A 20,108-nucleotide genomic window follows, 5' to 3' on the forward strand; every position below is an offset into this window, starting at 1 on the left:
ACAAATAGCAATGTAAAAATGAATAGTAAGTATGTTTTCAATAGTACTTTATTAGTTAATTTGTTCACTTGTTTTCCCAAACCGTCGTTCTCTTTTTTGATATTCAATAATTGCTTCATATAAATGTTCCTTTGTAAAATCTGGCCAAAGTACATTTGTAAAATACAATTCAGCATAAGCAATTTGCCATAATAGGAAGTTGCTTATTCGTTGTTCTCCGCTTGTTCGAATAAGCAAATCCACGTCATGTAAATTTTGCGTGTAAAGATGCTTATTAATAACCGATTCATCAATATTTTCGGGCGAAATTATATTATTTTTAACTTTAATGCTTATTTTTTTTATGGTATTTATTAATTCTTCCCTCGAACCATAACTTAAAGCCAAAGTTAAAATCATCCGATGATTGTCTTTGGTCTTGTCTATTACCTCGCTAAGTTCTTTAAATGCTTTTTTAGGGAGCTCATCTAAATTTCCAATGGCCATAAGCCTGATATCGTTGTCTTGAAGCGTTTTTATTTCCTTTTTTAAAGAGGACACCAAGAGCTTCATAAGGGTTTGCACCTCTAATTTTGGCCTGTTCCAGTTTTCTGTGGAAAAGGCGTAAAGTGTTAGGTTTTCTATACCTAGTTCGGCAGAAGCTTCAACAACTTTTCTTACGGCTTTGGAGCCATTTTCATGACCAAAAGCACGTAGCATGCCTTTTTGTTTTGCCCATCGACCGTTGCCATCCATTATAATAGCTAGATGTTTAGGGAGTTTACTGGTATTTATTTGCGATTTTAAGTCCATTTAAAAAACACAGTAGCAAGGTTTTCTACCAAAGGTATAAGTTAACGTAAGCCCAGTAAACATGTACCAGTCGTTATTGTTTTTATTTCCAAATGCCGTCGAGGCGTCGTTGTCGTAATCGGGAGCACTTCCATCAATCTCATCGCTAAATGTGTATCTAGCTCCAATCTCGGCCGCTAGAACAAAACTCTCCATAAACTTGGCTTTCACCCCAAAAACCATAGGAATACCGTAAGCAAAACTTGATGTGTTTTCTGATGTTAGTTGTCCATTTGGAAAAAAGTAATTGTCGTGATATGCAACAGTTATGCCCGAATAAAGGTATGGTGTGGCTTTGTTTTTGCCATCGTGTAAATTAAAATCGAAAAATGTAAATTCTAGGCCTACTGAGGCTTCTACAATGCTATTGTTAAGTTTATAGCCTCTTTCTTGACGCCTAGGGTCATCCGATTTTAAATCGTTCATTTCCAAATCGGTGTACATTAACGACGCTCTAAAGGAGTGTCTGGAACTTCTATTCCATTTATAAATTCCACCAATGGCTAGTTGGTTTGGAGCAATATAATCTGTTGCACCAACATCGCCTATAAAATTACTTCCGCCAAGAAAAACCCCGATTTCATGGGTTTGAGATTGGCTTAATTGAATAGTTAGTATGAAAAAAAATATAGTGGTTAAATACCTCATAAATGTTCAAAAGTTTGCAAATATAATAAATAAGATTTCCCTATAACAATTTGAATGGAATAGTATTAGGATTAAAACAGCTTTTCTTAAAAATTATTGTCTAATTGCGTCGATCTTCACCCCAAAGTAGTTTTTTCCTAAGGGTATCTATAAAGCTTTCTTGTAGTAATTCGATCATTTTTATTTTAAATGGCGCTTTTTTTATGGTCACAACCGTGTTGTTGCTAATGGTAGCAATTCTAGAATCCAAGGATATTAAATAATTATCTTCACGGCCGCTTACTTTTATTTGTATTTCGGTAGAATCTGGAATAATTAGAGGTCTGGCGCTTAAATTATGGGGAGCAATAGGAGTTAAAACAAAACTATTGGTATCTGGAGTTATAACAGGGCCACCGCAACTTAAAGAATATCCTGTAGAACCAGTTGGAGTGGCAATTATTAATCCATCGCTCCAATAAGATGTTAGGTATTCGCCATTTAGTCTTGTTTCCACGGTAATCATGGAGGTGGTGTTTTTTCTGCTTACGGCTATTTCGTTTAAAGCAAAATTTAAATCGTGAAAGTCGTCTTGTTCAGGATCTGTTTTTATAGTAAGCAAGCTGCGTTCGGAAATTTTATAATTCCCACATAAAATATCGTCTATGGCAGTTATTATGTGCTCATTTTGTATGGTAGCCAAAAACCCAAGTCTGCCTGTATTTATACCAACTATTGGAATATCTAAATCTTTCACTAAAGTGGCGCTTCTTAGCATGGTTCCATCGCCGCCAATACTTATCAATAAATCGAAACTTTTATCTAGGTGATGGAAGGTTTTAAAAACATTATAGTTTTTGTGATTTGTAAGCTGAAGGTTTATAGTCTTGTAAAACTGCTCTTCAATATAAACATTTGTATTTTTTTCGTAAAGATGATCTAAAAGTATCTCTACAGCTTCTTCAGCATTTTTATGATAGAATTGTCCGAAAATTGCGATTTTCACAGGTAATATTTTTAAAATTAACTATTGATAATTTAAAAGTAAATTTAAAATAAATTCCAAAAAAACTTTTATGAATGTTCTATTAAGTAGAGTGATTTACGAAAATCCATTTAAACCAATTCTTTATTTGAACTTTTTTAAGCTTAAATATCCAAATATTTTTTTAGATAGTCTGAACGTTCCTTTAGGTTTTCCATATAACTGTCTTCTTCGTGTCCAGAAATAACCTTGTAGCTGTATCGTCTAAATGTTTGCATGATGTCGTTTATTCCCGTGTTGCCAATTTTTAAGGTAATTTGAACCAAATCACTATCCATTTTCGATATAAAAGCACCAAGTAATTTTCCGTTATTGGATTCTACTATTTGGCTAAGCTCGCTAAAAGAGTAGTCCAACAGCCCTTTTTCTACAATTAAAATGCTTCCAGCTTCGGCAAAGAAAGGCGTTTCATTGAAAAGACCAATAACATCGTTTAGTTCGTAATAACCCAAATAGGTGTTTTGTTCGTTTAAAACAGGCATAATATTAGTGGAATTTTGCGCAAAAGCTTCCAGCACATCTAGCCAAACGCTTGTGTCTCTCACAAAAAAACCTTCAATAGCATGACTATATTCAGAGAGATTTTTTTTGCTGTCAAAACAATGTGCATCGGTTTCAGACATGCAGCCTAAATAAATATTGTCATTGTTTTTAATAGGAATATGTGAATAAGTTAACTGATTAAACAAAAGTTGGATGTCTCCAACCTTGTCATCTTTGTCAAGAGGATTAATATCGTTTATTATATAATCTGAAAGATTCATTGTTTCTATTAAAGTTACTGCAAATTAATCAAAAATTACTACAATAACCTTGATTGACTTCGTATTTTTGTAGGATTAAAAGCGAAAAAATGACAAAATTAAGTGTTAATATCAATAAGATTGCTACTCTAAGAAACTCTAGAGGAGGCGATTTTCCAAATGTGGTACAATTTGCTAAAGATGTTCAACGTGTTGGAGCACAAGGGGTCACCATTCATCCTAGACCAGATGAAAGACATATTAGATATCAAGATGCCTACGATTTAAAGTCGGAAGTCTACACGGAATATAATATTGAAGGTAATCCTGTTGATAGATTTATTAACATGGTTTTAGAATTAAAACCAACCCAAGTAACCTTAGTGCCCGATGCCGAAGATGCCATTACCAGTAATGCTGGCTGGGATACCATTAAACACAAAAACTTTTTAATAGAGGTTATTAAGGAGTTTAAAGACCATGGCATTAGAACAGCTATTTTTGTCGATCCGGATTTAAAACAAATAGAAGGGGCCAAAGCTACTGGAACCGATAGAATTGAGCTTTATACCGAAGCTTTTGCACATGAATTTGGTTTGGGAAACAAATTGGCTATTAAGCCATATACAGCTTGCGCCGAATTGGCAAATTCTATAGGTTTGGGCGTTAATGCTGGGCACGATTTGTCTTTAGATAATATTGCGTATTTTAAACAACATGTTCCAGAATTATTGGAAGTATCTATTGGACATGCCCTAATTTCAGAAAGTTTGTATTTAGGGATTGAGAATGTCATTCAAATGTATTTACAGAGACTAAAATAAACATCTGGTCTTTATCTGCAGAAACATTAGAAATATTTATAAATTTTTAGAAAATAAGGACAGACTATGGCGAAAACAGAAAAATTACATTCAAATATTATAGGTGAAGGACATCCCTTTGTTATTCTTCATGGCTTTTTAGGCATGGGCGATAATTGGAAAACCCTTGGCACCAAGTTTAGCAAGAAAAACTACGAAATGCATTTATTGGATCAGCGTAACCATGGAAGAAGTTTTCATAGCGATGATTTTAATTATGAATTGCTCGTTGAAGATTTAAAAACCTATTGTCAAACCCATAACTTAAAAAACATAGTTTTACTTGGACACTCCATGGGAGGAAAGGTGGCCATGCTTTTTGCTGCTACCTATCCCGAACTAGTTTCAAAACTAATGGTTGCCGATATTTCCCCAAGATATTATCCAGTACATCACGAGCTTATTTTGAATGGGTTAAGCAGTCTGGATTTTGATGTGTTGAAAAGTAGAGGAGAAGCAGACGATCAATTGGCAAAATATATTTCAAATTTAGGAATTCGTCAATTTCTGTTAAAAAACCTCTATTGGACAAAAAGTAAAAACCTGGCACTAAGAATTAATTTGGAAAGTCTAAAAAATAATATTGAAGAAATTGGCGAAGCACTTCCCATGCATGAACAATATCAAGGAGAGACGCTTTTTTTACGTGGAGATCGATCGGAATATATAGGAGCACAAGACGAAGCCCTGATTAAAAACCATTTTCCAAATTCTACAATTGTAACCATACCAAAGTCTGGGCATTGGATGCATGCCGAGAACCCAAAAGCATTTTACAACGAAGTCATGAAATTTTTAGGTTAGTAAAAGCCGGTTTCCTATCTTTAAATCTAACTAAAATAAAATTTATGAACTTAATTATTCGCATCTTATTAACAGCAGTAGCGGTTGTTTTGTTAGCTTACATCTTGCCAGGAGTTGATGTCTCCGGTTTTGGCGCTGCCATAATTGTAGCCGTTGTGCTGGGCCTGCTCAATATTTTTGTCAAGCCTATTTTGGTAATCTTAACCTTGCCAATAACGGTGGTAACCTTAGGTTTGTTTTTATTGGTTATTAATGCTTTAATCATTTTAATAGCAAATAGTTTTATTACTGGTTTTTCAGTAGATGGCTTCTGGATTGCCCTGTTATTTAGCTTGTTATTATCGGTTCTTCAGTCCATCTTGTTTTCTGTGTTGAAAGGAGATTAAAATAGACTGACATACAATACGTTAAAAACTTTGTTGGGTTGTAAAAAATATGTATTTTTGCAACCCAATTTTTATGTCAATATACAATGAATATTACAAGAGAAAACATCGATGCATTAAATGCTGTAGTAAGAGTAGATATCGCAAAAGACGATTATAGCGAGAAGGTTGATAAAATCTTAGCCGACTACAGGAAAACAGCTAACATTCCAGGTTTTAGAAAAGGTCATGTGCCTATGGGAATGGTTAAAAAGCAATACGGGAAAGCTGTATTGGTTGATGAGGTAAACAAATTATTACAAGAAGCTTTAAATAAGTATTTAACCGAAGAAAAGTTAGATGTTCTTGGACATCCAATCCCAAAACCACAAGACGACTTAGATTGGGACTCAGATAAATTATCGTTTGAATTCGAACTTGGTCTTGCTCCAGAATTTGAAGTAGATTTAAAAAGCAAAAAAACCATTACTCAATACCATATTGTTGCTGGAGATGAGATGATTAATGAGCAGATTGATAACATCCAAAAACAATACGGAAAATTAAAGCCGCAAACCGAAATCACGAAAGACAGTGAGGTTAGTGGAATTTACACTAACGAGGAAAAAGAAATTGAAAATTCAGTGACTTTAACTTTGGATAAGTTTAAAGCAAAAGCTACCGAAAAGAAGTTTATTGGCGCTAAAGTTGGAGATGTTATTACCTTAAAAACGAAAGGACTTTATAGCGACGATCACGAATTGATGCATGCCTTAAAATTAGGTCACGACGAGATTCACGATTTAGACATAGAAGTAACTTTTACTGTAACAGAAATTAACGAACGCGAATTAGCAGATTTAGACCAGGATTTATTCGATAAATTATTTGGTAAAGATGTGGTAAAATCGGTTACAGAATTAAAAGATAAAATTAAAGAAGATGCTGAAAAGCAATTCAAACAGCAAGCAGAACAGAAGTTGTTAAACGATGTTACCGAGCATCTTGTTGAAAACACCAAATTCGATTTACCATCAGAATTCTTGACGAAATGGATGCAGACAGCTGGTGAAAATCAGTTAACTGAAGATCAAGCGAAGGACGAATACGAGAAATCTGAAAAAAGCTTGCGTTACCAATTAATTGAAGGAAAATTAATTACAGACCATAAGATCCAGGTAACTTTAGATGATATTAAAGGTCACGCCAAACAAATGATTAAAGCTCAAATGGCACAGTTTGGTCAATTAAACCCTTCAGATAAAGAATTGGAAGATATTGCTGCACGTGTATTGTCTAACCAAGATGAAGCCCGTAGAATTTCAGAGCAAATTATCAGTCAAAAATTATTAGAGGTTTATAAAGAAAAAGCCAATCTTAAAATTAAAGAACTTACTTACGAAGCTTTTGTAAAAGAAGTTTACGGCGATAAGTAATTTTTAAATGAATGCTTCCGACTTCTGTCGATAGATTAGTATTTATTTAACTAAATAATCCTTATATTTAGGCGTTAAAATTGTATTTTTAACGCCTTTTTAATTCACTTTTAATAGACAAAATAAGACCTATGAATTACGCAAATGAATTTGAAAAATTCGCTATAAAAGACCAAGGAATAAGCAGTACATATTATGATAAAATTATCAGCCATATGTACCCATCTAGTTTAACACCAAACATTATTGAGGAGCGCCAAATGAATATAGCGATCTTCGACGTGTTTTCACGTTTAATGATGGATCGTATCATATTTTTGGGCACGGCTATTAACGACCAAGTGGCCAATATTATTCAAGCACAATTATTGTTTTTAGAGAGTACAGATTCTGCTAAGGACATTCAAATATATATCAACTCTCCAGGTGGAGGTGTTTATGCGGGCTTGGGTATTTACGATACCATGCAGTTTATTAAACCAGACGTAGCTACTATCTGTACAGGAATGGCTGCTTCTATGGGGGCTGTTTTATTGTGTGCAGGAGCAAAAGGAAAACGTAGTGGTTTAACCCACTCTCGTGTAATGATCCACCAACCTTTAGGTGGAGCTCAAGGACAAGCGAGTGATATAGAAATTACAGCTAGGGAAATTTTAACCCTAAAAGAAGAGCTTTATAAAATAATCAGTAAGCATTCTGGTCAGGATTACGACAAAGTATATGCAGATAGTGATAGAGATTATTGGATGAAATCCGATAAAGCTAAAGACTACGGAATGATCGATGAGATTTTAGTACGTGGATAATTTAAATGATGAATTGTTGGAGTGATTTTTTTAACTCATAACTCTTAACTCATAACTGAAAGATGGCAAAGGAAGATTTAGAATGTTCGTTTTGTGGTAGGAAAAAGCCAGAAACAAATTTATTAATAGCAGGATTGGATGCGCATATTTGCGATAGATGTATCGAGCAAGCTCATGGCATTGTTTTAGAAGAATCTAAACAAGGCGATAAAAACGAGCTTTCTGCAGAGCTTATGTTGCGAAAACCACAACAAATTAAGGACTTTCTTGACGAATACATTATTGGTCAAGATAGTACTAAGAAAGTAATGTCTGTGGCTGTTTACAACCATTACAAACGACTATTGCAACCTCCAAGTGATGATGATATTGAAATTCAAAAATCAAATATTATCATGGTTGGACAAACTGGAACAGGTAAAACCCTCATGGCAAAAACCATTGCTAAAATGCTGAATGTGCCTTTAGCTATTGTGGATGCCACAGTTTTAACCGAAGCTGGTTATGTAGGTGAAGATGTGGAAAGTATTTTAACCCGTTTGTTACAAGCAGCCGATTACCAATTGGATAAAGCTGAAAAAGGGATTGTATTTATTGACGAAATCGATAAAATTGCCCGTAAAAGCGACAATCCTTCCATTACTCGCGATGTGTCGGGTGAAGGTGTGCAACAAGCTTTATTGAAATTGCTGGAAGGAACCATTGTAAATGTTCCACCAAAAGGGGGACGTAAACATCCAGATCAAAAATTTATTGAAGTAGATACCGAAAACATTCTTTTTATTGCAGGAGGAGCTTTCGATGGTATTGATAAGGTTATCTCTAAACGTCTGAACATGCAGGCTGTTGGTTATGCCGCTTCCATGTCGGAAGAACGTATCGACCACAGTAACTTATTGCAATATATTATTCCAAAGGATTTAAAGGATTTTGGTCTGATTCCAGAAATTATCGGTCGTCTTCCTGTATTAACTTACATGGATCCGTTAGATGCCGAAACCTTAAGAGCTATTTTAACAGAGCCTAAAAACGCCATCATTAAACAATACAAAAAATTGTTTGCTATGGACGAAATTGACTTTAGTATTACTGATGGCGCTTTGGATTTTATTGTGGGTAAAGCTATAGAATACAAACTTGGAGCTCGTGGGTTACGTTCACTTTGTGAAGAAATCTTAACCGATGCCATGTTCGAGATGCCTAGTACCGATGAAAAGACCATTAGAGTAACTAAAGCATATGCTGAAGAGAAATTAACTAAAACAACTATTAAGAAACTGAAAGCTGTTTCTTAATTAAATAAAATTTTATTATAATTAAAAAGGTCATTTGTATTGTTTACGAATGACTTTTTTGTTTTTGGTGGAAAGTGAAATTTATCTTAAACAGAATTTTTTCCAGTTTGATGGTTCGTTTTTAAGCAGAATTTATAAAAAGTACGGAAAAACCGTAACAGCAACTATGCATTTCATTGAAAAGCGAGAAAATAGCGTAGTACTACGTATATAATACTTTGCTTTTTTATGTAGGTTTATAATTATTAATTCAGGCTATAAAAAAATATGCATAAAAAAGACAACATAAGTTTGTTCGGTCAAAAAAAATCAAGAAAGCCTAATTTAAGAAAAATAGCCTTGTTATTTTTCATGTCGTTAACATTAGGTAGTTGCAGTAATGATGACGATAACAACAGTAGCCAAAGCCTGCCACCAGAGACACAAACTGGAGCCAATACCGTAGGATGCCTAGTTAATGGAAAAGTGTTTTTGCCACACAAAGAGGGCATAAATGCACCTGTAAATTGCTTTTATCAATTTGTTGATGATGAATTTTACTTTACTATGGCTTTTTCTGACTTAAGAAATGGAGGTATAGAAACAGTAAATATCTTTACTACTGCAACTGAACTAGAACAGGACCAAACATATATTTTAAATCAAGGATATACTCCCATTTTAGGAGGAGGAGCAGAATATTACCTAAAATTATCTAACAAGTTTAGTACAAATACTACACAAACAGGAGAACTAACCATAACAAGAAACGACTTGTCAAACTCTATTATTTCTGGCATATTTTGGTTTGATGCCATCAATGAAGCTGGAGAGGTGGTTAAAATTAGAGAAGGTCGTTTTGACTGGAATTATTAACTTAAAACAAACATAGATGACCATATAAATTCTAAAAAAAGAAGGATTACTATTAGATAGCAACCCTTCACAGTTAACATAACTATCGCCAAATAATTAATAATTAACGAAACAAAAATATGAAATTTTTATACTACAATTTTTTAATTGCACTTATTTTTACAAGTTCAATATATGCACAACAGGTAAACAATACCCAGTTTAAAACCAAAACGTTACAAGTTTATCAAAATTTAGATAAAAACAAAGTACCACATGGTGTTTTACTCGATTTTGGTATGGAGTTTACTAATCTACAAGCGTTTAATGGCGCACTTACAGATAGTATCCATGTTGGCTCGCAAACACTTTCTGATATTTATAAAACTTTATTAATGAGTCGGGTTAGGCAAGTCAATACAGGTTTTATAACACCTGAAGAATATGCCACCGTTGGTAAATACAACGAAACCAAGGCACTATAACTTTAAGTGGCGCATACTTTAAATACAGTAAGTTTGCTGATAATGCCTACCCTTCAAAATTAAATTAAAGCAATAATCAGTTTTCAGATAAATATATAAACGGTGTTTGGCAAAACCCCTATCAAGAAAAAAAGCTATTTGCTATGGACGAAATAGACTTTAGTATTACAGATGACGCTTTAAATTTTATAGTAGAAAAAGCTGTAGAATACAAGCTTGGTGCTCGAGGACTTTGTTCTTTATGCGAAGAGATCTTAACAGATGCTAGGTTTGAGATGCCTGGGACAGACGATAAAGAAATTAGAGTAAACTAAAGCGTATGCTGAAGAAAAGCTGACTAAAACAACTATTAAAAAATTAAAAGCTGTTTCTTAAATAGATGATATTTTTATAATAATGAAACCATTTGCAAATCTCTAGCTAATGGCTTTTTTATGCTTTTTGTTTAAAGTAATTATAGAATTCTATATTCATAAAGATCATGAGCAAGCCATAAACAGAATCTTCAATTGGAATATTACTTATTCTAAGACCTAAGTTTTCAGAATCGTTGTACCAAACAATAGGTTCCACCAAAAAACTCCCTGTTAACACGCCATTACTTAAAATAAAGAAAGGCATTACAAAAAAATAGCTTAGGTAATGCAAGGATAAATCCACCTTTTTATAAACTAGAAAAATCAAATATAAACTGGTAGCAAAAAAAGTAACTGTAGTATATAATTTGTCGTAATTAAAAATGGCTGCAATTAAAAGAATAGAAATAAGCACATAAGATATGATCGCTTGCAATTTCTGTAATAGATTCGTTTTAAAAAAATACTGAAATGCAAAATAGCTAAACACACAGGCATAAGGAATACAGATAAAAAACAGGACTTCCTCCAACGGTAAATTGATGATATTAATACCAGTTAAATAAGTGTCGTTAAAACCCCAAATGCCAATTTCAGTAAATATGGAATCCCAAATCACAAATAATAAAGTGACAATAATATTGGCTTTAAAAAATGGTTTCCAATCCTTATAGAAAGCATGTTTCGGATAAAAACTAGCTATAAAAGGAATGGATAAACAAGCTAAATTAACCAATAAATAAGTGTAAGTTTCCATATGTTATTTATATTGTTTGTGGTATTTATTTGGAACAAACAGCATTCCAAAACACTCTCCTTCTTGTTTGTCCAAATGCTTATGGTGTACTTTATGCGCTTTACGTAAACCTAATAGAAATTTATTTTTTGTGTTTTTAAACCACTTAAAACGTTGATGTATCAAGACATCGTGAATTAAAAAATAGGTAAGTCCGTAGAAGAAAATTCCCAGCCCAATAAAAAACATAAAGTTTAGTTTTGGGATGGTTCCAAAATAAAACAACAAGATACTTGGAATAGCAAAAATGATAAAGAAAGCATCGTTCTTTTCAAATACATGTGGGTATTTAGGTTGATGATGATCTTCGTGTAAAACCCACAAAAATCCATGCATCACATATTTGTGCGTGAGCCAGGTAACTAATTCCATTAAGGAAAAAGTGCCAAGGGTTATAAAAATATATAATAGAATGCTCATAATAACAATTATTGATTTATAGATTAAAGAAAGTTCAACTTATATCGTAAATACGACTTGGTAAGAATAAAAACCTTTAAAGAGTTTGAGATTCTAATCCGTCCACTTAGAATTTTTTCTGAATCTGCTATTCGTAATTTTTTCAGTAATTTTAAATAATATCTATAGGCAATATATACTCCTAATTTGCTTTCTAATGGCAATTGAATGATGCCTTTATAAGCAGCTTCCATATCTTTGTCTATATCTTCAATAATCTCTTTTTTACTAAGATTGTTTAGGGCATTAAGAGATAAATTTGGAAAATACGATCGGCCCAAGTGTTCTACATCATCTTTAATGTCTCGTAGAAAATTTACTTTTTGAAAAGCAGAACCCAAATGTTTTGCCGATTCTTTTAGTTCGTTGAATTTAGTTTCATCATTGTTTACAAATACACGTAAACACATCAAGCCCACAACATCTGCCGAGCCATAGATATAGTTTTCGTAAGCTTCTTTTGTGGTATAATCTGACACATATAAATCGGCTTCCATACGTTTTAAAAAATCGTCTGCATAACGATGTAATTGGTATTTATGAACCACTTCTTGAAAGGCATTTATTATAGGGTTTAGACTAATCTTTCTTTCTAGGGCTTTTTTATAATCTTCAACAAAATCATTAAATAAGTCTTGTTGGTTGTATCCTTCAAAAGAATCTACAATTTCGTCTGCATAACGCACAAATCCGTAAATAGCATAAATATGTGGTCTTACAGAAGGCGCAAATAATTTAATGCCTAATGAAAAAGATGTGCTATACGCGTTGGTAACAATTTTACTGCACTTGAGGCTGGAGGAGTCAAATAACTGTTTCATTTTAATGGTATTTTGAAATTAGTTCACTCACAATTTTTCCGGAAATTAAGGAAGGAGGAACTCCAGGACCTGGAACGGTAAGTTGTCCACAGAAATAGAGATTGCTCACTTTTTTGCTTTTAAGTTTTGGTCTTAGCACATGAGTTTGCGTGAGTGTGTTTGCTAAGCCATACGCATTGCCTTTATAGGAATGATAGTCGTCTTTAAAATTATTTACGCAATAAGATTCTTGGAATAGAATGTGGTCTTTTATGGATGTTCCTGTTATACCTTCAACCCGATCAATAAGCTGCTTAAAATAATGTTCTCTAATTTCTGGAGTGTCTTCCACATCTGGTGCAATCGGGATTAAAAAAATGGCAGCTTCCTTTCCTTCTGGAGCAGTGGAAGCATCTGTTATACTTGGAAAACTTGCATAAAATAATGGTTTTTCGGCCCATTCTTTGGTATCGTAAATGGTTTTTGCATGAGCCTCAAAATCGGTGTCAAAAAATAAGGTGTGATGGGAAACGTTTTCAAGTTTTTTATCAAATCCCACATAAAACAAGAGAGCGGAAGGAGCAAATACTTTTTTGTCCCAATAGGCTTCAGAATATTGTCTTAATTCTTGAGGTAATAAAGTTTCTGTATGGTGGTAATCTGCACCACTCAATAAGATATCACATGGAAAGTAACCGGTATTTGTGCAAACTCCTGTAACTTTCTTGTTTTTTATTTCTATACTTTCAACTTCATTTTCAGACTTAATATTTACACCCCAACTTTGGGCTAACGTGGTCATGGCTTTTACAACTTCATACATACCACCTTCTGGATGCCAGGTGCCCAATTTGAAATCGGCATAATTCATGAAATTATAAAAAGAAGGTGTGTTGCTTGGTTTTGCTCCAAGAAACAGCACGGGAAATTCTAATATTTTTTGAAGCTTTTCGTTTTTAACATAACCTGACACTTGATTTTTTATGGTTAAAATAAATTCGTAAAGTTTTAGAAAAGTTTTATGGTTTATAATTTCAAAAACATGTTCTCCAGGTTTATAAACCAAATCTTTAATAGCAATGTTGTAGTTTATATGAGCTTTATCTATAAATTTCTGAAGCTTTTTACCACTGCCTTTTTCAATGCTTTCGAAAGTGTCTTTAATATCCTTAAAATTATCTGATATCGATACTGATTCTTTGGGTCCAAAATAAATCTGATACGCTGGATTAAGCTTGTTTAAAGTGTAATAGTTGGATGCCGATGTATTAAAGTCTTTAAAAAATCGTTCGAAAACATCAGGCATCCAATAGAATGTAGGGCCAATATCGAAAGTAAATCCATCTCTTTTTAATTGCCTAGCGCGTCCTCCAACAGTTTTGTTTTTTTCTAAAACGGTTACATCATATCCTTGACTAGCTAAGTAGCAAGAAGCAGAAAGGGATGAGAATCCAGAACCAATTATTACGATTTTTTTTGTTTTCATTTGTGTTTTTTAAAAAGCAAACCGACAACCAAAGGAGTTGCCGGCTTGCTACTAACTAACTAAAACCTATTCTTTTTCAAAGAAATTTTAACCAACAATCTAATTTTATAAACCTGGGATCATCACTTTGTTAATCACGTGAATCACGCCATTTCCAGCTTGCACATCTACGGCTATAATTCCAATATCTGTAGCGCCAGAACCGTCAGTAACATTAGCAATGTTGCCGTTAGTTCCAGGTAGAGTAATAGTTATATTAGTACCTTGTAAAGTAGCTGCAGTGGTGTTGCCAGGATTATTTAAATCTCCAGAAGTTACATTGGCTCCAGCAATAACATGGTATAATAATACTTGTGTCAACACGGCTTCAGCAGGTACAGATCCTAAATCGGCGAAGGCGTCGTTTGTTGGTGCAAAAACAGTGAAATCTGGATTTATACCATCGGCATTACCTCCTTCAGTACGTGATAAAATCGCTGCGAAATCGGTTGCAGGAGTTAAGGTTGTCAATGCTGAAACTAAAGTTGAGAAATTAGGATCTGCCGTTGCAAACGTAACAACTGTAGGAATGCCAATTACCGCATCTACAGCATGGATAATTCCGTTTGTTCCAACAACGTCTGCTTTGGCAACTGTCGAAATTCCATTGAATTTAACTCCATTGCTTGTATTGAAGTACAAACTCATAGCGTTTCCACCAGCTCCAATTGCTCCTGTGTTTGTATAGCCAGAACCAGCATCTATTAAAGTGCTAGAAACCACTGCTGAACCAACAATAACATGGTTTAATAATATTTGAGACAATGCTCCAGTATCTACATTTCCTAGAGGTGTTCCGTCTAAAAATGCGGCAAAGGCATTATTGTCTGGTGCTAAAACTGTAAATGGTCCATCACCTTTAAGTACATTTACTAAATTTCCATCTGCTGCTCCTAAGGCTGCTACTAAACTTGTAAAAGAAGGATTTGCTAAAGCGTGATCTACCACATCTGGTAATCCTAAAACACCATCAATTATATGAATGGTGCCATTAGAAGCATTTACATCTGCAGTTATAACAGAACCAGCATCATTAAATCTTACACCATTTGATGTATTGAAATAGATACTAATTTTTTGTCCTCCTGCTCCGGTAGCGCTTCCTGAAGCATATCCAGAACCTGCAGAGGTTAAATCGCCAGCCTTAACATCGGCCATAATAACATGGTTTAAAAGAATTTGCGATAACACATCGGTAGGAACTTGCTCTAAAGAACTAAAGCCATTTGCTGATAGAAACGCAGTAAAAGCGTCATTAGTTGGAGCAAGTACTGTAAATGGTCCAGTTCCACTTAATACGTTTACTAAATTTCCGTCTGCTCTGGAAAGAGCTGCTACTAAAGAACTCAATTCCGGAGTTCCTAAAGCTATCTCCACAATATTTTGTTCTTGAGGTTGAGGTACGGCACTATCATCATCATTACTACATGAAGTTATAACTAATGAGAGGCTAAATAATACGAGGTAAAAGATTTTTGTTTTCATTTTGTCTAATAGTTTTAATTAAATCTTAGACAAATATATATAAATATTTTTATTTGTCAAGCTTATTTTATAAAAAGTTAGACAAAAATATAATTGTTTTTTCTGCTCTTGCTTAATTTTTGTTTAACTTTGCTCAGTAAAACATTAGACATGAGTACATATTCAATGGCGCAAATAGTAGCCTTAACTGGCATTAAAGCTCATACCTTGCGTAAGTGGGAGACCAGATATAATTTTTTGGAACCTGAAAGAACAGATACCAATATTAGATACTATTCAGATACACAATTAAAAAAATTGATGAATATTGGGATACTTACCAGAAAGGGCTATCGGATTTCCAAGATTGATAAAATGTCTGATGAAGAAATCCATGAGCAAATTTCCAAAAGCTTATTGGATAGTTCAACAGAAGACGAAATCGGAGCCTTAATAATTAGTACACTCGAAATGGATGAAGTTACTTTTGATGAGGTTCTTAATGCTCATATTAAAAGTAAAGGCTTATTTGAAACAACAGCGCAACTTATTTATCCATTTTTAAATCAAGTGGGTGTCCTTTGGGGAATAAATAAAGTCATGCCAGCCCAAGAGCATTTTGTTTCCAATTTAATTAAGAAGAAAATGTTTGCTGCCATTGATGCCTTACCTAATCCTGAAAAAGATGCGCCTGTAATTTTAATGTTTTTAACTGAAAATGAACATCACGAAATAGGCTTGTTGCTTGCTTATTATCTGGCTAGAGACATGGGGTGGAAAGTATATTATTTGGGACAGAATGTGCCAATTGGAAATATTAAACAAGTAATTGCTGTTGTAAAACCTAAAATTATGTTGTCCATGTTTATTACACCAACCCAGGAGTCTATTCCGTTGAAAATAGATGCTATTTTTAAGCAAACAGATGTGCCTTTGTTGGTGTCAGGTAGCTCAGAAATTATACAAGACTTTATGGATGATAAACGAATAACTTATTTGTCGCATCCAGACGATTTAATAAAAGAGCTGAAACTTTTAGCTTAATGTCTCCAAATACAATTTAAAATTAGTTTCAAAAACTGCCATTTATAACAGTTTTCTTCAAAAATTATGGAAAAACTGTATACTGGCGAAACCATACAAATTCGTGATGGTAGATTCGATACTTTATTTACACAATAAAAAATAAGACGCGTTTTGCTGTAACAAAACAAGTCTATTAATTAAACACTAAAAATAATATTTAACCTTTCAATTTTACAGAATTTGAGAATAAAACAACTAAAAAGATATTGATAGAATAGGCTGTTAAGTTTATCACAAAAACAAAAAACCACTCAACTCGAGTGGTTTTTTGTTTAGGGTGTATGGATGTTAATTAATAATTTGACACTACATTTTTAAATACGCCTAAATACTGTAAGGAATATTGCTTTTGAATAACGACACCTATCTGGCATTTACTTGGTAGTTATAAACACCAGACAAATGATATCGTTTATAATTAATAGCAGAGTAAAACTAACATTTATATTGTAAGAAAAAAATGACTACTTCTATTTTTAGATAAAAATCAAAAAAAAATCGATGTACGTATTCTTTTTACTTTCTTTTTCGATAAAAGGCAGGCTATTTGTTTAACTCCAATAAAGCGTCCAAATAATCTCGAGAGTTAGAAAGTCTCGGAACCTTATGCTGTCCGCCAAGTTTGTTATTTTGTTTTAACCAATCGTAAAACAAGCGTTCTCTAGCTATATGTATGGTTGGTTTATTAAGGGTCATATTGTTGTATCGCTTAGCTTCGTAATCGGAATTTAAGGCTTTTAAAGCGTTGTCAAACAATTCGTTAAAATAGTCGATGTCTGCTGGAGGGGTTTTAAATTCTATCAGCCATTCGTGCGCACCTTTTTCTTTGCCTTGCATAAAAATAGGAGCAGCTGTATAATCAACAATTTCCGCTTTGGTTCTTTTGCATACCTTTTTTAAAGCATCTTCGGCATTTTCTATAATGAGTTCTTCGCCAAACGCATTCAAATGGTGTTTGGTTCTTCCAGAAACTTTAATCCTATAAGGATCTATAGAAGTAAATCTAACGGTATCCCCAATTTTATAACGCCAAAGCCCCGCATTTGTGGTAATGATTACCGCGTAATTTTTATCGATTTCCACTTCACTTAATGGAATGACTTTTTCGTTTTTTGTACCATAGCTGTCCATAGGAATAAATTCGTAGAAAATTCCATAATCCAACATAAGCAGTAATTCGCTTGAATTATTCTGATCTTGAATGGCGAAAAATCCTTCCGAAGCATTGTAAATTTCATAATATCTGAAATCTTTTTTGGGTAAAATGTTTTTGTATTGTTCTTTATAAGGCAGAAAACTCACGCCTCCATGAAAATAGACTTCTAGGTTGGGCCAAACATCAAATAAATTATTCTTTCCGGTAGTCTCTAAAACATTATTTAATAAAACCAACATCCATGATGGAACACCAGCCAAACTAGTCACATTTTCCTGAATGGTTTCGTCTACAATCGCCTGCATTTTTTCTTCCCAATTGCTCATTAAGGAAACTTTGCTGCTTGGCGTGCTGCTATATTCGGCCCAAAAAGGCATGTTGTCTATTAATATAGCCGAAAGATCGCCAAAAGAGGTTCCATTTTCCCTGTAAAGCTCTTTGCTGCCACCAAGGCGTAAACTTTTTCCGGTGAATAATTGCGAATTCTCATTGTTGTTTAAATACATGCAAAGCAAATCTTTACTGGCAGCATAGTGGCAATCTTCTAACGAGTCTTCACTAACAGGAATAAACTTACTTTTAGCATTTGTTGTTCCGCTCGATTTTGCAAACCATTTAATAGGCTGTGGCCAGAAAATATTATTTTCTCCTAAGCGAGAGCGTTCAATGTTGTTTTGGTATTCTTCATAAGTTGAAATAGGAACACGTTCAACAAATGTTTTATAATCCTTAATGGATTCAAAACCATATTGTTTCCCTATTTCCGTGTCTTTTGCTTTATTGGTAAGTTGTAAAAGCAATTCCTGTTGTACTTCATTTGGGTATTTTAAAAACAAATCTATTTGATGAAATCGTTTTTTTAAAAACCAGGAAGCAATAGAATTTACTATAGGAATTGACATATTTGCGTTATATTTAAAGAATAAAAATAATCTTTTTTTTTTGAAATGTGTGCCAAAATTTAGCAATTAGACGTTTCCCAAGAAATGCTTTAGGTGTTGCTTCAAAATCATACAATCGAAGGTTCTCGAATTCAAAGAATTAATAGATAATAATACAGACAAGTATAAAATTTTAAACAAATGACTTACCAAGGTGTTTTAAGAAAAATGACTACGGAGCTTTCCGATCCCATTCAATATTATCTTTTATTTGAAACGGATTTTATTCATATGAATCAGTTGTTGGAGAAGACCATTAACATCAAATTTGTAGGATATGAATGTTTAAATTGTGGGTTGAATAAAACAATTTTTAGACAAGGGTTTTGTAAGAGCTGTTTTTTCGATATTCCCCAGGCAGCCGACTGGATTATGAAACCAGAGTTAAGTACAGCACATTTGGACAAGGAGGATCGGGATTTGGAATATGAAAAACGCGTGCAATTACAACCACATATTGTGTATTTGGCCAATTCCAGTAATGTCAAGGTTGGAGTTACCAGAAAAAGTCAGGTGCCAACACGTTGGATTGATCAAGGTGCGCATGAAGCTATAGAGATTGTTGAAGTGCCAAACAGATATTTAGCAGGAATTACCGAAGTTGCTTTAAAAGAACACGTAGCCGATAAAACCAATTGGAGAACCATGTTGAAAAATGATATTGCAGATGAAGATTTGGTGACTTGGAGAGAAAAGTTAAAACAATACATTCCAGACGAAGCCAAAGAATATTATATTGCTTCTAATTCTGAAACAAATATTCACTTTCCTGTGTTGCATTATCCAACAAAACCTAAAAGTCTAAATTTAGATAAAACGCCAAATTATACTGGAAAATTAGTGGGAATAAAAGGGCAGTATCTTATTTTTGAAGACGATACCGTTTTTAATGTTCGTAGTAATGAAGGGTATGTCGTGGCTATTTCTATAGCCTAAAGGGAGTTTTTTTTAAGGCGCATTTCCAAATATTTATTGGTAAACCCTAGTTTTTCGTAGAGTTTTATAGCTGGATTGTTGGGTTCAACATGAAGGGCGATATCGCCTTCCGCTAAGGAAATGGCTTCCTGAACAAGTTTTTTGCCAATGCCTTTTCCTCTGGCATTTTCATGCACAGCAATATAAACCAGAATATTTTCAGGAATATAATCGGTCATTCCGGTTTTATTGATAATGGTAATGCCTTGAACAAGATTTTGTTCTTTTAAAACCAAAACAAAACCTCCAAAAGAAGAAACAGTATTTCTTACGGCATAATCCAAACATTTAGTGATAGCTTCTTTGGTATCGCTAAATTCCTGTAAGTGCGTATGTAAAAAATTTACAATGTTTTGTTTCTCTTCTTCTGAAGGTTTTGATTTATAGTTATATACTTTAAATGAAAGCATACAATT

General features: G+C 33.7%; 21 protein-coding genes and 1 pseudogene. 11 read left to right on the forward strand and 11 right to left on the reverse strand.

All coding sequences use genetic code 11. The annotated features are described in order from the left end of the window. Positions 1-51 precede the first annotated feature (51 nt). The 4 genes from VKY47_RS03470 to VKY47_RS03485 form a co-directional block, all read right to left on the reverse strand. Positions 52-792 (reverse strand): isoprenyl transferase, encoded by a 741-nt coding sequence (locus VKY47_RS03470; RefSeq protein ID WP_324310386.1) that lies wholly within the window; start codon positions 790-792, stop codon positions 52-54. Further along, the gene (porG, locus tag VKY47_RS03475; protein WP_324310388.1) at positions 793-1,479 is read right to left on the reverse strand and encodes a type IX secretion system protein PorG; all 687 of its coding nucleotides are present in this window, start codon (positions 1,477-1,479) and stop codon (positions 793-795) included. A 100-nt stretch (positions 1,480-1,579) separates the two neighbouring features. Then, positions 1,580-2,464, reverse strand: coding sequence for an NAD kinase (locus tag VKY47_RS03480; RefSeq protein WP_324310390.1), 885 nt, complete (start codon positions 2,462-2,464; stop codon positions 1,580-1,582). Positions 2,465-2,607: 143 nt separating this feature from the next. Then, positions 2,608-3,267, reverse strand: coding sequence for a CBS domain-containing protein (locus VKY47_RS03485; protein WP_324310391.1), 660 nt, complete (start codon positions 3,265-3,267; stop codon positions 2,608-2,610). An 89-nt stretch (positions 3,268-3,356) separates the two neighbouring features. On the opposite strand from VKY47_RS03485, the gene VKY47_RS03490 reads away from it, so the two are divergent. The 9 genes and pseudogenes from VKY47_RS03490 to VKY47_RS03530 all read left to right on the forward strand — a co-directional run. After that, positions 3,357-4,070: a pyridoxine 5'-phosphate synthase gene (locus VKY47_RS03490; RefSeq protein ID WP_324310393.1), complete on the forward strand. Its 714-nt coding sequence runs from the start codon at positions 3,357-3,359 to the stop codon at positions 4,068-4,070. 66 nt (positions 4,071-4,136) lie between these two features. Further along, positions 4,137-4,913 carry an alpha/beta fold hydrolase gene (locus VKY47_RS03495; RefSeq protein ID WP_324310395.1) on the forward strand — a complete coding sequence of 259 codons (777 nt, stop codon included), beginning with the start codon at positions 4,137-4,139 and terminating at the stop codon, positions 4,911-4,913. A 44-nt stretch (positions 4,914-4,957) separates the two neighbouring features. Next, positions 4,958-5,299, forward strand: coding sequence for a phage holin family protein (locus VKY47_RS03500; RefSeq protein ID WP_324310397.1), 342 nt, complete (start codon positions 4,958-4,960; stop codon positions 5,297-5,299). 86 nt (positions 5,300-5,385) lie between these two features. Next, positions 5,386-6,714: a trigger factor gene (gene tig, locus VKY47_RS03505; RefSeq protein WP_324310398.1), complete on the forward strand. Its 1,329-nt coding sequence runs from the start codon at positions 5,386-5,388 to the stop codon at positions 6,712-6,714. A gap of 131 nt (positions 6,715-6,845) precedes the next feature. Next, positions 6,846-7,520 carry an ATP-dependent Clp endopeptidase proteolytic subunit ClpP gene (clpP, locus tag VKY47_RS03510; RefSeq protein ID WP_324310400.1) on the forward strand — a complete coding sequence of 225 codons (675 nt, stop codon included), beginning with the start codon at positions 6,846-6,848 and terminating at the stop codon, positions 7,518-7,520. Positions 7,521-7,582: 62 nt separating this feature from the next. Then, positions 7,583-8,815, forward strand: coding sequence for an ATP-dependent Clp protease ATP-binding subunit ClpX (gene clpX / locus VKY47_RS03515; protein ID WP_324310402.1), 1,233 nt, complete (start codon positions 7,583-7,585; stop codon positions 8,813-8,815). Between the two features lie 267 nt (positions 8,816-9,082). Then, a complete protein-coding gene (locus VKY47_RS03520; RefSeq protein ID WP_473964600.1) occupies positions 9,083-9,670 on the forward strand; it encodes a Riean_0653 family protein in 588 nt (195 codons plus the stop codon). A 119-nt stretch (positions 9,671-9,789) separates the two neighbouring features. Beyond that, complete coding sequence (locus tag VKY47_RS03525; RefSeq protein ID WP_324310406.1) at positions 9,790-10,134, forward strand: hypothetical protein; 345 nt, start codon at positions 9,790-9,792, stop codon at positions 10,132-10,134. Between the two features lie 122 nt (positions 10,135-10,256). Further along, a pseudogene (locus VKY47_RS03530) lies at positions 10,257-10,509 on the forward strand (ATP-dependent Clp protease ATP-binding subunit ClpX); the annotation flags it as partial. A gap of 57 nt (positions 10,510-10,566) precedes the next feature. Here VKY47_RS03530 and VKY47_RS03535 read toward each other — a convergent pair. The 5 genes from VKY47_RS03535 to VKY47_RS03555 all read right to left on the reverse strand — a co-directional run bounded on the left by VKY47_RS03535 (position 10,567) and on the right by VKY47_RS03555 (position 15,555). After that, positions 10,567-11,247, reverse strand: coding sequence for a lycopene cyclase domain-containing protein (locus VKY47_RS03535; protein WP_324310408.1), 681 nt, complete (start codon positions 11,245-11,247; stop codon positions 10,567-10,569). Between the two features lie 3 nt (positions 11,248-11,250). Continuing rightward, positions 11,251-11,706 carry a sterol desaturase family protein gene (locus tag VKY47_RS03540; protein ID WP_324310410.1) on the reverse strand — a complete coding sequence of 152 codons (456 nt, stop codon included), beginning with the start codon at positions 11,704-11,706 and terminating at the stop codon, positions 11,251-11,253. Between the two features lie 23 nt (positions 11,707-11,729). Continuing rightward, positions 11,730-12,566 (reverse strand): phytoene/squalene synthase family protein, encoded by an 837-nt coding sequence (locus tag VKY47_RS03545; protein WP_324310412.1) that lies wholly within the window; start codon positions 12,564-12,566, stop codon positions 11,730-11,732. Between the two features lies 1 nt (position 12,567). Further along, positions 12,568-14,031, reverse strand: coding sequence for a phytoene desaturase family protein (locus tag VKY47_RS03550; RefSeq protein WP_324310413.1), 1,464 nt, complete (start codon positions 14,029-14,031; stop codon positions 12,568-12,570). A 105-nt stretch (positions 14,032-14,136) separates the two neighbouring features. Then, complete coding sequence (locus tag VKY47_RS03555) at positions 14,137-15,555, reverse strand: fasciclin domain-containing protein (protein ID WP_324310415.1); 1,419 nt, start codon at positions 15,553-15,555, stop codon at positions 14,137-14,139. A 150-nt stretch (positions 15,556-15,705) separates the two neighbouring features. On the opposite strand from VKY47_RS03555, the gene VKY47_RS03560 reads away from it, so the two are divergent. Then, positions 15,706-16,578, forward strand: coding sequence for a MerR family transcriptional regulator (locus VKY47_RS03560; RefSeq protein ID WP_324310417.1), 873 nt, complete (start codon positions 15,706-15,708; stop codon positions 16,576-16,578). A 585-nt stretch (positions 16,579-17,163) separates the two neighbouring features. Here the strand turns inward: VKY47_RS03560 and VKY47_RS03565 are convergent. Beyond that, a complete protein-coding gene (locus VKY47_RS03565) occupies positions 17,164-18,678 on the reverse strand; it encodes a GH3 auxin-responsive promoter family protein (RefSeq protein ID WP_324310419.1) in 1,515 nt (504 codons plus the stop codon). 180 nt (positions 18,679-18,858) lie between these two features. Between VKY47_RS03565 and VKY47_RS03570 the strand changes: the two genes are divergently transcribed. Then, on the forward strand, positions 18,859-19,653 hold the full coding sequence (locus VKY47_RS03570) for a DUF2797 domain-containing protein (protein ID WP_324310420.1): 795 nt from the start codon (positions 18,859-18,861) through the stop codon (positions 19,651-19,653). Here VKY47_RS03570 and VKY47_RS03575 read toward each other — a convergent pair. Continuing rightward, the gene (locus tag VKY47_RS03575; protein ID WP_324310421.1) at positions 19,650-20,102 is read right to left on the reverse strand and encodes a GNAT family N-acetyltransferase; all 453 of its coding nucleotides are present in this window, start codon (positions 20,100-20,102) and stop codon (positions 19,650-19,652) included. The genes VKY47_RS03570 and VKY47_RS03575 overlap by 4 nt on opposite strands. Positions 20,103-20,108: the final 6 nt, after the last annotated feature.

The sequence above is a fragment of the Xanthomarina sp. genome (genome assembly GCF_035306705.1).
Classification (GTDB): Bacteria; Bacteroidota; Bacteroidia; order Flavobacteriales; family Flavobacteriaceae; genus Xanthomarina.